The organism is Mycobacterium sp., from assembly GCF_049280035.1.
In the GTDB taxonomy this organism is placed as follows: domain Bacteria; phylum Actinomycetota; class Actinomycetes; order Mycobacteriales; family Mycobacteriaceae; genus Mycobacterium.
In genome coordinates this window covers 1-11,991 of the sequence record NZ_JBAPPI010000700.1, presented here as the reverse complement: position 1 = coordinate 11,991, position 11,991 = coordinate 1, and the positions used below count along the sequence as shown (strand labels likewise).

Sequence of the window (11,991 nt, the reverse complement as noted above, 5' to 3'; positions counted from 1 at the left end):
GCGCCGCGACGATCAGCAGCAGCATGTCGGCGCCGTGCGCGCGTGCCTCGTGAATCTGATACGGACCGACCACAAAGTCTTTGCGCAGTACCGGAACCGACACTGCTTCGCGCACCGCGTCGAGATCGTCCAGCGAGCCGTTGAAGCGTCGCTGTTCGGTCAGCACGCTGATGATCCGCGCACCGCCGTCCTCGTAGGCGCGCGCCAATTTGGCTGGGTCGGCGATCGACGCGAGTGGTCCCGCCGACGGGCTGGCGCGCTTGACTTCTGCGATCACGCCGATACCGGGCTCGCGCAACGCCGCCAAGACGTCCAGCGGCGACGGCATCGCCTCTGCGGCCGCCTTGACCTCCGACATGCCCACGGCAGCCTCACGAGCGGCAACATCGGCGCGGACTCCTTCGATGATGGAGTCGAGCACGCTTGCCGAACTCATGTCGGTCCTTTTCCCCTTTTGGCCCACGGCTGCCAGCAGATCGATGGCGTCTCTGGAAGGGTAGCGACCGCCGGCGCGCGCTTCGTCACCGACCCTCGGTGTCCGCGTCGTGCCGCGCATCGCGATCCGGCGGCGCCGCCGACTCTTGCGGTTGATCGGTTGGGTCCTGGGTAGGGTCCTCGCCTTCGTCGAGGGCATCCCAGATCATTCGCTCCGAGATGATGTTCTCGTCGCGCTGCGGCCGTGTCCGGCGGGCCGCGGGCGTCACGTATTTCGTACCAGCGCCATCAGCTGAGGTCGCCGCACGCATCAGCAGCACGGCACCGACCAGCGTGCCCACCGCGGTCGCCAGGGTGATCACCGGACCGGGGTAAAGCCGCTGGCTGCCCACTAACCACAGCACCGGGACGTGCGCGAGGTCAGCGGCCCGCACGGCCACGTCGGGGGTGACCAACGTGCTGATCGCCAGATAACCCGTCGCCAGGCTGGCGACGGCCACCAGGATCGCGAGCACTCGAAGCGGCCAGCCCCGCACAGCTAGCGCGGCGACGGCGGTGGCCAGCAGCACCAACGTCAACGGGACCAGGGCCGACGACCATGCCGCGCCGGACAGTGTGACGAGCTTTGGCGGGCCCAGGCCGTCGAATGTCCGCAGGTCGACCCAGGTCAGCCGGGATGCCGCCCACAATCCGGCGGCGGCGACCACCAGCAGGGCCTGTGCTATCCGGATGGTCCGCCGACCCGGGCGGCCGGGCGCGGCATCAGCCATCCTGGCCAGCGTCCGGGGCGGTCAGGGTCTCCGCCGCGGCGATCGCGTTGAGCACCGCCCGGGCCTTGTTCGTCGCCTCGGCGTGCTCGTAGGGCCCGTTGGAGTCGGCCACCACGCCGCCGCCGGCTTGAACGTAGGCGGTGCCGTCGCGCATCAGGGCAGTGCGGATCGCGATCGCAAAATCGGCGTTGCCAGCGAAGTCGAGGTAGCCGATTACACCGCCGTAGAGGCCGCGTCGGGTCTTTTCCACCTCTTCGATCAGTTCCATGGCGCGCACCTTCGGGGCGCCGGACAGCGTTCCGGCCGGAAAGCACGCCGTGACGGCGTCCAGGGCGGTGCGCCCCTCAGCCAGCATCCCGGTCACCGTGGACACCAGGTGCATGACGTGGCTGTAGCGCTCGATGTGGCTGTAGTCCTCGACGCGAACGCTGCCCGGCACGCAGACCCGGCCCAGGTCGTTACGGCCCAAGTCGACCAGCATCAGGTGCTCGGCGAGTTCCTTCTCGTCGGCCAGCAGCTCCTTTTCCAGCAGCTGATCCTCTTCTTCGGTGTGACCCCGCCACCGGGTTCCAGCGATTGGATGCGTGGTTGCCCGCCCGTCAGTGACGGTGACCAGCGCCTCCGGACTGGAGCCTACGATCGAAAAATCCGTTCCGCCAAAGCTATTCGGTACATGGAGCAGATACATGTAGGGACTTGGATTGGTTGCCCGCAGCATCCGGTAGACGTCGATCGGATCGACACCGGTGGCCATCTCGAAGCGCTGCGAGGGCACTACCTGAAACGCTTCGCCGGCCGCGATTTGCTCGACGAGGTAGTCGACGATCTTCCCGTATTCCTCGACCGTGCGCTGCGCGCGGTACCGCGGTTCGGGTCGGGTGAACGTGCCGACGGTCGAGGGCAGCGGCTGGCCCAGCGCGGCGGTCATCACGTCCAACCGCGCGATCGCGTCGTCGTAAGCCTCGTCGACCCGTTCGTCGGTGCCGTTCCAGTTCACCGCGTTGGCGATCAACGTGATGGTGCCCTCGTGGTGATCGACGGCCGCCACGTCGGTGGCCAATAGCAGCAGCAGGTCCGGCAAGTTCAGGTCGTCGACGGCCGACTCAGGCAGCCGTTCCAGCCGTCGCACCAGGTCGTAGGCGAAGAAACCGACCATGCCGCTGGACAACGGCGGTAACCCCGGCACAGCGGGGGTGGCCAGCAACTCGCACGTGGCACGCAGGGCTTGCAGCGGGTCCCCACCGGTAGGAGCATCCTGGGGCACTGCGCCGAGCCACACCGCCTCGCCGTCCCGCACGGTCAACGCCGACGGCGCGCCGGCGCCGATGAATGACCACCGCGACCAGGACCGGCCGTTCTCGGCTGACTCCAGCAGAAAGGTGCCCGGCCGGTCGGCGCCCAGCTTGCGGTACGCCGACAGCGGCGTCTCGGCATCAGCCAGGACCTTGCGGGTCACCGGCACCACGCGATGCCCGACCACCAGCGCACGGAAATCATCGCGCGAGGTGGTGGCGGCGGCGAGGTTGGCGTGCACCCGTCCATCTTCCAAGCCGGCTTCCCACATCCCGCATTGACCCCCGGCGTAGCGTATGACGCCATGAAAACCGGTGACACCGTGGCCGACTTTGAGCTTCCTGACCAGACTGGGACCCCGCGCAGGCTAAGCGCCCTGCTGTCCGATGGACCAGTGGTGCTGTTCTTCTACCCGGCCGCGATGACGTACGGCTGCACCAAGGAGGCCTGCCACTTCCGCGACTTGGCCGGAGAATTCGCTGCCGTGGGCGCCAACCGGGTCGGCATCAGCGTTGATCCCGTTGCAAAGCAAGCCAAATTCGCCGACACCCAGCGCTTCGACTACCCGCTGCTGTCCGACACCGATGGCGCGGTCGCCGCCCAGTTCGGCGTCAAGCGAGGGCTGTTGGGCAAGTTGATACCGGTCAAACGCACCACCTTCGTCATCGACACCGACCGCAAGGTGCTCGACGTGATCTCCAGCGAGGTCAGCATGGACACTCACGCCGACAAGGCATTGCAGACATTACGGGCCCGTAGCTAGCGGTCGCCTTTGTAACATGCTGTCATGCCGCTGAATCCCGGAGATGTGTTCGCCGGATACACGATCGTGCGGCAGTTGGGATCCGGCGGGATGGGCGAGGTCTATCTGGCCCAACATCCGCGGCTGCCCCGCCGAGACGCTCTCAAGGTGCTGCCCGCCAGCTTGACTGCGGACACCGACTACCGGCAGCGATTCAGCCGAGAAGCCGACATCGCCGCGGAGTTGTGGCATCCGCACATCGTCGGCATCCACGACCGCGGCGAGTTCGAGGGACAGCTATGGCTTTCAATGGACTACGTCGAGGGAACCGATGCCGCCGAACTGCTGCGCACCCGGTTTTCCTCCGGGCTGCCGAAAGCCGAAGTGTTCGAGATCGTCACCGCCGTCGCTGAGGCGCTCGACTACGCGCATCTACGCGGACTGCTGCACCGAGACGTCAAGCCCGCCAATATCCTGCTGACTGATGCCGATCCGCGGACGCGGCGGATCTTGTTGGCCGACTTCGGCATTGCCAGAGAAATCGGTGATATCAGCGGTCTCACCGCCACCAACATGGTGGTCGGGACCACGGCCTACTCGGCGCCCGAACAACTCATGGGTTCCGATATCGACGGGCGGGCCGACCAATACGCACTCGGCTGCACCGCTTTTCACCTGCTGACCGGGGCCGCGCCGTATCAAAATTCCAACCCCGCAGTGGTCATCACCCAACACCTATCCGCGCCGCCCCCACTGATCGGCGAACGACGGCCCGAGCTCGCGGAACTTAACGACGTGATCACCAAAGTGCTGGCAAAGGACCCCGGTGATCGCTACCCGACCTGTTCGGATTTCGCGACGGCACTCACCGGCCACCCGGGCGCCGCTGTGGCGAACACGGTCGCCGCCCAGGCGGCCGTCGCCCCCACGGCCCTTGTCACCGCACCGCAGCAGTCCACCCAGGCGAAAGATCGACACCGCGGGCTGCGGCCGGCTGTGCTGATCTCCACTGTCGTCGCCACGCTCGTGCTGCTCGCGGTGGCGGGTGTGGTCGGCGTGGATCTGATGCGTCGCCATGCGCACTTGCCGGGCAGCGGCCCCCACACCGCCACGAACCAGCCGGGCGACGCCGCCAGCCCCGGCCCGAGCCAGCCCAGCAACGGCGGCCCCGTGGCGCCAACGTCGATCCAACTGACGAGGTACATCACCGATCCGTCAGGCGTGTTGACCCCCGCCGGCCGCGCCTCGGTGGAGGGCGCCATCTCGAAGCTCTTCACCCAGCGCAACGTCCACCTTTGGGTGGCGTATGTCAACGATTTCTCCGGGCTCACCCCGTTGAGGTGGGCGGAGGAAACGATGCGCGCCAACGGGTTCAGTAACACCGACGCCCTGCTCGCCGTCGCCACCGGAGAGCACCGATTCTCCTTCCGCGTGCCGACAGATTTTCCCAACACAACGCCTGCCAACGTCGAGGCCATCCGGCGCAACCGCATCGGGCCCGCTGTGCGAGAAAGCGAATGGGCGCGCGCAGCAGTGGCCGCCGCCAATGGTTTGGAGAGCACTGGCTAGAACCTGCCGCCCGTAAGTCGGGCACCCCGATCTCGTCGCAGATCGGCGGGCCGGGGAACGGCAATGCCTCTTTTGCTTCCCTCAGCGGCTAAATGCTGATGCGTAGTAGCACCTGCGCCGGCTTGGCCAGACAGGCGATTAGCTAACTCGTTCCTGAAAGGGCGGCGGTTGGCTGCGTTCGGCGACGTGGGCCGCGTTGAGTGCGCGCTCGGCGTTGATGCGGTGGGCGCGGTCTTGTTCCCGAGTGCGGCGGCGTTTCGGCATCGCCATGCTGCGCTCGCCGGTTAGCGGATATACCGTTGCGGCAGTGTCCAATTCACCCGTGGGCGCGCATAACACGGGAAAGAGCAGGCGACTGCCCGGATGGGTGGTATGCGTCTGACCGGTCGGCGAGGTCCAGATTACGGCGCCGTCGGGCAGTTGCACGTCATGCCAAGTCATCCAAAAAGTTTTCAGGAGATGATGTTTTCGGCACAGGCACTTGAGATTGGAGGGGTGCGTCGGTCCGAGCGGGTAGGGAACCGTGTGGTCGACATCGCAAAACTCGGCCGGCCGGTCGCAGTTTGGGAACCGACACGTGAGGTCGCGGCAACGGACGAACCGGTCCAGCGTGGCCGAAGGCCGGTAGCCGGCTTCGGGCGTCACCACGTCGCCGGGGTGGTACACCGGACGGACTTTCGCGCCACCACGAAATAGTGCGCCCAGTAACGGATTGGGTAGCAGCCCGCCGCTGGTGAGCACTGCGGTGGGCGAGGTGCCCCCGTCAAAGAGCGCATCGGGTTCGGGCTCGGGAGGCCGCACCAGTGGTGTGTCGGCTGTGATGACTGGCGACGGACGCGCCCCTGACAGGTGCGGGTCGGGTTGAGCGTTGAGCGCCGATCGTTCGGCGACGACGTGAATCACCACACCCGTCGCCCGCTGGTCGCTTTCGATAGCTGCGGGGCAGGCGGCGTTGTCGCACCCGCACGCAAGCCGGTGCGCCCCGGCGGCCAGCGCCCCGAGCGCGTCGGCACGGCGCTGCGCGATGGTGCGCGGGTCGTCACCGCACAAGTCGTGGGCCATCTGCGACAGCCGCCGGTCCAATACAGCGGCATCCGTGGCGAACAGCGACCCCCACAGGGCCGCGGTGCCGGACTGATCATCGGCCGGGGTAATCACCACGTCGCGGCCGCGCGCGGCAGCACGGGTGCGGCGCAAGGCACCTGGGTCGTACCGGTCGACCACCGCATCGATGGCTTGCCCAGTCTTGTTTACCGACAGCGGCCCGAAGCTTGCCGCGTCCTCAGCCAACGTCGTATCGACCAGCCGCAGCGTATCGGGGTCTTTGATCAGGTCGGTATGCCACACGATCGCCGCCGTCAACCGGGCGCTGATCGCGCCGCCGGCGAACAATGCCGCCACCCGGGGAAGCCGGTCCCGCAGCGCCACAGCCAAATACATCTGCCCTGACGCCATCCCGTGGCTAGTACCCTGTGCCACAGCAACTTCAGCGGCCATCGCATCCCAGTTGTCGCACGACCACTGGGCGCAATCGGTGGGACCATCAGCCCGGCGGCGGATCAGTTCGGCAGTGGCGGCCAGCCGGCGCGCCGCTGCGGCCGCCTCCACCTTGGCCCACCCGGTGATCGCCGCCACCACGGTCGCGTCATCGGCACACGCCAGCACCGCGGCATCGGGTGGCAAGTCGTCGAACATGTACGCGATCCTAATCGGGGCGACCGACAGCGGAGGCTCCGAGAAGCAGGCTTGTGGAGAAGAATTCGACTGTGGATACCCTGCCCCCGGTGCCGCCGCGCGAGAGATCAGTCGTCGTCCGGCTCCAGTAGCACGTCGGCGTCGAAGCAGCTGTGGTCACCGGTGTGGCAGGCGCCACCGACCTGGTCGACCAGGAGCAGCACCGCATCGCCGTCGCAGTCCAGCCGCACCGAATGCACGTGCTGGGTGTGGCCAGAAGTCGCTCCCTTGACCCACTGCGCGCCGCGGGACCGCGAAAAGTACGTGCCCTCGCGGGTTTCCAGGGTGCGGGCGAGCGCCTCGTCGTCCATCCAGGCGACCATCAACACGTCGCCGCTGCTGCGCTCTTGGACGACGGCGGTGAACAGCCCGTCGGCGTTGCGCTTGAGGCGTGCCGCGATGGCAGGATCCAGCGTCATCGCACGGTGATCCCTTCTGCGGCCATAGCCGCCTTCACCTGGCCAATCGTCAACTGCCGGAAGTGAAAAACGCTGGCGGCCAATACCGCATCGGCACCCGCGGCAACCGCAGGCGCGAAATGTTCAGCCGCACCCGCGCCTCCGCTGGCGATCACCGGTACCGTCACCGCCGCACGAACCGCCCGCAACATCGCCAAGTCGAAGCCGGCCTGGGTGCCGTCGGCGTCCATCGAATTAAGCAGGATCTCCCCCACCCCGAGCTCGGCGCCGCGGGCCGCCCACTCGACGGCGTCGATGCCGGTGCCGCGCCGTCCGCCGTGGGTGGTGACCTCCCAACCCGATGGCGTCGGGTCGGAGCCGGGAGGCACAGTGCGGGCGTCGACGGACAACACGATGCACTGAGAGCCGAACTGGTTGGCCATCTCGGCCAGCAGCTCGGGTCGAGCGATGGCAGCAGTGTTGATCGACACCTTGTCGGCCCCGGCCCGCAGCAACACGTCGACGTCGGCGACCGTGCGCACTCCGCCGCCGACAGTGAGCGGGATGAACACCTGCTCGGCGGTGCGACGCACCACCTCCAGCATGGTGGCCCGTCCCGACGACGACGCGGTCACGTCGAGAAAGGTCAGCTCGTCGGCGCCCTCGGCGTCGTAGGCGGCGGCAAGTTCTACGGGATCGCCTGCGTCTCGGAGGTTCTCGAAGTTGACGCCTTTGACCACCCGACCGTCGTCGACATCCAGGCAGGGAATCACCCGTACCGCAAGGCTGGAGTTGCAATATGCTTCAGTACTCATCCGGTTGTCCTACCTTGCGCAGGATCTCGAGTATCTGGGTGTGCACACCCGGGGCGGCGGCCAACGCGGAACGGGAATCGGGGGTCCACTGTTCGCCGGCCAGGCTCGTGACGACGCCACCGGCGGCCCGCACCAGCGCGACACCCGCGGCGTGGTCCCACACGTGATAGCCGAAACTGATTGCGCCGCCTAGAATCCCGTCGGCAACATAAGCGAGGTCGATACCCGTGGCGCCGTGCATCCGCAGCCGTGAGGACGCCCGGCTGAGCTCTTCGAGCACCGCCAGTCGGTAGCGGCCGGGAAATCGGCCACGCGAGTCGGCATTGAAGGTTCCGATACCGATGACCGATTCCGTGAGCTCGGCCTTGGCCAACGGCGTCTGCGGCACACCGTTTTTCATCAGCGGACCGCCCGAGACCGCGACGTAGCGCTCGCCGGTGAACGGTAACCAGGTCAGGCCCGCCACCGGATCTCCGTCGTGCAGCAGACCCAGCAGAATCGCGGCCATCGGCGAACCGGCGGCATAGTTGAAGGTTCCGTCGATCGGATCCAGCACCCACACCCAAGGCAAGTCGAGCTCGGCGCCGCCGAACTCCTCGCCGTGCACTTCGATTCCGGTGGACTTCATCAGCGCGTCGACGACCTGGCGCTCAATTTCCAAATCGACCTTGGTGGCGAAATCGCCGCCGCGCTTGCTGACCGCGGAATCCGCGCGGTGACCGGCGATGAACGGTTCTGTGGCGGTGTCCAGGATCGCCGACGCTTTCTCTACTAACGAGGCCACGTCCGCGTCCAGATCCATTGCGGCCCTATCCTGCCACCGCTGCCAGCGCCTGCGGCAGCGTGAATCGTCCGGCGTAGAGCGCCTTGCCCACGATTGCGCCTTCGACCCCGCTACCGGTGAGCGTGGCGATGGCGCGCAAATCGTCGAGGCTGGACACGCCGCCGGAGGCGATCACCGGGGCGTCGGTGCGCTCGGCGACCGCTCGCAGCAGGTCGAGATTGGGCCCGGTCAACGTGCCGTCCTTGGTGACATCGGTCACGACGAACCGCGAACACACTTCGCTGTCAAGGCGTTTCAATACTTCCCACAGGTCGCCGCCGTCCGTCTCCCAGCCGCGACCGCGCAGCCGATGATCGCCGTCGATGATTTGGACGTCCAGCCCTACAGCGACCTTGTCGCCGTGCTCGGCGATCACCCGAGCGCACCACCGCGGATTCTCCAACGCAGCAGTCCCGAGGTTGACCCGCGCACACCCGGTCGCCAGTGCGGCCGTCAACGAATCGTCGTCGCGGATACCGCCGGACAGTTCGACCTGCACGTCAAGCTTGCCCACAACCTCGGCCAGCAGCTCACGATTGGAGCCACGGCCGAACGCCGCGTCCAGGTCGACCAGGTGAACCCATTCGGCACCGTCGCGTTGCCAACCCAGCGCAGCGTCCAACGCCGAGCCGTACTCGGTTTCGCTGCCGGCGCGGCCCTGCACCAAGCGCACCGCCCGGCCCTCGACCACGTCGACGGCGGGCAACAAAATCAACCCCACTTCTATAACCCCTCAACCCAATTGCTCAACACGGCAGCCCCGGCGTCGCCGCTTTTTTCCGGGTGGAACTGGGTGGCAGCCAGCGGCCCATCTTCAACGGCGGCCAGGAAGGGCACCCCATGAGTGGCCCACGTCAACAGCGCCTCGGATCGGCCTTCCCACCGTTGCGCCGCATAGGAGTGCACGAAATAGAACCGGGCATCGGCGTCAAGCCCTTTGAATAGCGCGGTGCCCGGGGCACCGGCCACCACGTTCCACCCCATGTGCGGGATCACCTGTGCGTCCAACCGAGTCACGGCGCCGGGCCACTGCCCGCAGCCGCTCGTCTCCACCCCGAATTCGACACCGCGGGCGAACAAGATCTGCATGCCGACACACACACCCAGCACCGGTCGCCCGCCGGCAACTCGCTGGGCGATCACGCGCTCTCCGCCTATCCCGCGCAGCCCGGTCATACAAGCCTCAAAAGCACCGACGCCCGGCACCACCAACCCGTCGGCGGCTGCAGCAGCGTCCAGATCGGCCGTCACGTCCACCGAGGCACCCACGCGCTGCAGCGCACGCTGCGCCGAACGCAGATTGCCGGAGCCGTAGTCCAAAACCACAACGGATTTGGCTTTCACAGGGTCCCTTTGGTGGACGGCACGCCCGACACCCGCGGATCGGCTTCGACTGCCTGACGCAACGCGCGGGCGACGGCCTTGTACTGCGCCTCGGTGATGTGGTGCGGGTCGCGACCGTAGAGGACGCGGATATGCAGTGCGATGCGGGCGTTATTCGCGAGCGTCTCGAACACGTGCCGGTTGACGACGGTGTGGTAGGGCACGGTGTTACCGGCGATTGTGAAGTGCCGCAAGTGGTCCGGTTCACCGGTGTGCACACAGTAGGGCCGGCCGGACACGTCGACAATGGCGTGCGCCAAGGCCTCGTCCATCGGGATGTAGGCATCGCCGAACCGGCGGATGCCGGTTTTGTCGCCGAGGGCCTGTGCCAGCGCCTGGCCGAGCACGATCGCGGTATCCTCGATGGTGTGATGCGCCTCGATCTCCACATCACCCTTGGCGCGCACGGTCAGATCGAAGCTGGCGTGGCTGCCCAGCGCGGTCAGCATGTGGTCGTAGAACGGGATTCCGGTGTCGACGTGGACCTGTCCGGTCCCGTCCAGGTCGAGTTCGACGACGATGTCGCATTCTTTGGTGGTGCGTTCCACGCGGGCGTGGCGCTGCAGGCTCATGACGCTCCTAAGGGCTGGGCCAATTCGGTGGCGGCGATCTGGGCGCTCGCGTGCAAGAAGACGTCGTTCTCTTCGGCCAGTCCGGTGGTGACGCGCAAGTACCCAGGGATCCCGACGTCGCGGATCAACACGCCGGCATCGAGATAGCGCTGCCAGGCTGTCGGCGCGTCGGCGAACTGCCCGAACAGCACAAAGTTGGCGTCACTGGGAACGACCCGAAATCCCATGCCGCTCAATGCTGCGCTCACCCGCTCACGTTCGGCGATCAGCGTCGCGACGCTGCCCAAGGTGTCATCGGCGTGCCGCAGCGCGGCCCGGGCGGCGGCCTGAGTGACCGACGACAGGTGATATGGCAGCCGCACCAACAGCATCGCGTCGATCACCGCCGGGGTGGCGATCAGGTAACCGAGCCGGCCTCCCGCGAAGGCGAACGCCTTACTCATGGTGCGGGTGACGACGAGCTTGGCCGGATACTCGGAGACCAGCGCCACCGCACTGGGCTGCGACGAGAACTCGCCATAGGCCTCGTCCACGATCAGGATCCCGGGCGTCGCGTCCAGCAGTTGCCGCAGATCGGGCAGCGAAACACTCTGCCCCGACGGGTTATTGGGGCTGGCGACGAACACCACGTCGGGGGCACGGTCGACGATCGCCGCGACGGCGGCCTGGGCGTCGAGGCTGAAGTCCGCGGCGCGCGGCGTCTCGATCCATTCGGTGCGCGTGCCGTCGGAGATGATCGGGTGCATCGAATAGGACGGGACGAATCCGATCGCGCTGCGCCCCGGTCCGCCGAAGGCCTGCAGCAGCTGCTGCAGGATTTCGTTGGACCCATTTGCGGCCCAGAGGTTTTCTACGCCAAGCTGGACACCGGTCTGCGTGCTGAGGTAGGCGGCCAGGTCACGGCGCAAAGCCACTGCGTCGCGATCGGGATAGCGGTGCAGGTCGACAGCAGCATCGCGCACGGAAGCGACGACGTCGTCGACGAGCGCCTTGGTGGGCGGGTGCGGGTTCTCGTTGGTGTTCAGCCGCACCGGAACCGCGAGCTGTGGTGCGCCGTAGGGCGACTTGCCGCGCAAGTCGTCGCGCAGCGGCAAGTCGTCGAGCGCCGGGTGTTTGCTCATCGCTCGAACCTCCGCCGTACCGCTTCGCCGTGCGCAGGTAGGTCTTCGGCCTTGGCTAACGTAACCACGTGTCCTGAAACGTCTTTCAGGGCCGCCTCGGTGTAGTCGACGACGTGGATGCCGCGCAGGAATGTCTGCACTGAAAGGCCGCTGGAATGCCGGGCGCTGCCCGCCGTCGGCAGCACGTGGTTGGAGCCGGCGCAGTAGTCGCCGAGGCTGACCGGTGAGTACGCTCCGACGAAGATTGCGCCGGCCGAGTGGATCCGCGCCGCAACCTGATCGGCGTTGACGGTCTGGATCTCCAGGTGTTCGGCGGCGTAGGCATTGACGGTGCGG

General features: G+C 67.0%; 14 protein-coding genes. 2 read left to right on the top strand and 12 right to left on the bottom strand.

Annotated elements, in window-relative coordinates:
* The 3 genes from WAN71_RS22595 to WAN71_RS22585 all read right to left on the bottom strand — a co-directional run.
* The coding region (locus WAN71_RS22595) for an indole-3-glycerol phosphate synthase TrpC (RefSeq protein ID WP_422227469.1) at window positions 1–436 on the bottom strand (436 nt) is incomplete at its 3' end.
* 85 nt (window positions 437–521) lie between these two features.
* Window positions 522–1,205 (bottom strand): TIGR02234 family membrane protein, encoded by a 684-nt coding sequence (locus WAN71_RS22590; protein ID WP_422227468.1) that lies wholly within the window; start codon window positions 1,203–1,205, stop codon window positions 522–524.
* Window positions 1,198–2,739 carry an anthranilate synthase component I gene (locus tag WAN71_RS22585; protein WP_422227467.1) on the bottom strand — a complete coding sequence of 514 codons (1,542 nt, stop codon included), beginning with the start codon at window positions 2,737–2,739 and terminating at the stop codon, window positions 1,198–1,200. The genes WAN71_RS22590 and WAN71_RS22585 overlap by 8 nt, the downstream gene beginning before the upstream one ends.
* A gap of 63 nt (window positions 2,740–2,802) precedes the next feature.
* On the opposite strand from WAN71_RS22585, the gene WAN71_RS22580 reads away from it, so the two are divergent.
* Together WAN71_RS22580 and WAN71_RS22575 are read left to right on the top strand one after the other, a co-directional pair.
* A complete protein-coding gene (locus tag WAN71_RS22580) occupies window positions 2,803–3,261 on the top strand; it encodes a peroxiredoxin (protein ID WP_422227466.1) in 459 nt (152 codons plus the stop codon).
* Between the two features lie 24 nt (window positions 3,262–3,285).
* Entirely contained in the window at window positions 3,286–4,809 is a 1,524-nt protein-coding gene (locus tag WAN71_RS22575; RefSeq protein WP_422227465.1) for a serine/threonine-protein kinase, read from the top strand.
* A gap of 138 nt (window positions 4,810–4,947) precedes the next feature.
* Here WAN71_RS22575 and WAN71_RS22570 read toward each other — a convergent pair whose 3' ends face one another.
* The 9 genes from WAN71_RS22570 to WAN71_RS22530 form a co-directional block, all read right to left on the bottom strand.
* Window positions 4,948–6,504 (bottom strand): DUF222 domain-containing protein, encoded by a 1,557-nt coding sequence (locus tag WAN71_RS22570; protein WP_422227464.1) that lies wholly within the window; start codon window positions 6,502–6,504, stop codon window positions 4,948–4,950.
* Between the two features lie 107 nt (window positions 6,505–6,611).
* Entirely contained in the window at window positions 6,612–6,962 is a 351-nt protein-coding gene (gene hisI, locus WAN71_RS22565; RefSeq protein WP_422227463.1) for a phosphoribosyl-AMP cyclohydrolase, read from the bottom strand.
* Window positions 6,959–7,756: an imidazole glycerol phosphate synthase subunit HisF gene (gene hisF / locus WAN71_RS22560; RefSeq protein WP_422227462.1), complete on the bottom strand. Its 798-nt coding sequence runs from the start codon at window positions 7,754–7,756 to the stop codon at window positions 6,959–6,961. The genes hisI and hisF overlap by 4 nt, the downstream gene beginning before the upstream one ends.
* Complete coding sequence (locus WAN71_RS22555; protein ID WP_422227461.1) at window positions 7,746–8,558, bottom strand: inositol monophosphatase family protein; 813 nt, start codon at window positions 8,556–8,558, stop codon at window positions 7,746–7,748. Before WAN71_RS22555 ends, hisF begins: the two co-directional genes overlap by 11 nt.
* Before the next feature lie 7 nt (window positions 8,559–8,565).
* Entirely contained in the window at window positions 8,566–9,300 is a 735-nt protein-coding gene (gene priA, locus WAN71_RS22550) for a bifunctional 1-(5-phosphoribosyl)-5-((5-phosphoribosylamino)methylideneamino)imidazole-4-carboxamide isomerase/phosphoribosylanthranilate isomerase PriA (RefSeq protein ID WP_422227460.1), read from the bottom strand.
* Between the two features lie 2 nt (window positions 9,301–9,302).
* Window positions 9,303–9,923, bottom strand: coding sequence for an imidazole glycerol phosphate synthase subunit HisH (gene hisH, locus WAN71_RS22545; protein ID WP_422227459.1), 621 nt, complete (start codon window positions 9,921–9,923; stop codon window positions 9,303–9,305).
* Window positions 9,920–10,534, bottom strand: a complete 615-nt coding sequence (gene hisB, locus WAN71_RS22540; RefSeq protein WP_422227458.1) for an imidazoleglycerol-phosphate dehydratase HisB — start codon at window positions 10,532–10,534, stop codon at window positions 9,920–9,922. The genes hisH and hisB overlap by 4 nt, the downstream gene beginning before the upstream one ends.
* Window positions 10,531–11,655, bottom strand: coding sequence for a histidinol-phosphate transaminase (locus WAN71_RS22535; protein WP_422227457.1), 1,125 nt, complete (start codon window positions 11,653–11,655; stop codon window positions 10,531–10,533). The genes hisB and WAN71_RS22535 overlap by 4 nt, the downstream gene beginning before the upstream one ends.
* Window positions 11,652–11,991: histidinol dehydrogenase (locus WAN71_RS22530; protein WP_422227456.1), on the bottom strand; the 340-nt coding region annotated here is incomplete at its 5' end. The genes WAN71_RS22535 and WAN71_RS22530, both read right to left, overlap by 4 nt.

Coding starts and splice junctions, on each gene's coding strand:
- WAN71_RS22590 (WP_422227468.1), bottom strand. CDS start 1,205: ATGGCTGATGCCGCGCCCGGCCGCCCGGGTCGGCGGACCATCCGGATA.
- WAN71_RS22570 (WP_422227464.1), bottom strand. CDS start 6,504: ATGTTCGACGACTTGCCACCCGATGCCGCGGTGCTGGCGTGTGCCGAT.
- WAN71_RS22580 (WP_422227466.1), top strand. CDS start 2,803: ATGAAAACCGGTGACACCGTGGCCGACTTTGAGCTTCCTGACCAGACT.
- WAN71_RS22555 (WP_422227461.1), bottom strand. CDS start 8,558: ATGGATCTGGACGCGGACGTGGCCTCGTTAGTAGAGAAAGCGTCGGCG.
- WAN71_RS22575 (WP_422227465.1), top strand. CDS start 3,286: ATGCCGCTGAATCCCGGAGATGTGTTCGCCGGATACACGATCGTGCGG.
- hisI (WP_422227463.1), bottom strand. CDS start 6,962: ATGACGCTGGATCCTGCCATCGCGGCACGCCTCAAGCGCAACGCCGAC.
- hisF (WP_422227462.1), bottom strand. CDS start 7,756: ATGAGTACTGAAGCATATTGCAACTCCAGCCTTGCGGTACGGGTGATT.
- hisB (WP_422227458.1), bottom strand. CDS start 10,534: ATGAGCCTGCAGCGCCACGCCCGCGTGGAACGCACCACCAAAGAATGC.
- WAN71_RS22535 (WP_422227457.1), bottom strand. CDS start 11,655: ATGAGCAAACACCCGGCGCTCGACGACTTGCCGCTGCGCGACGACTTG.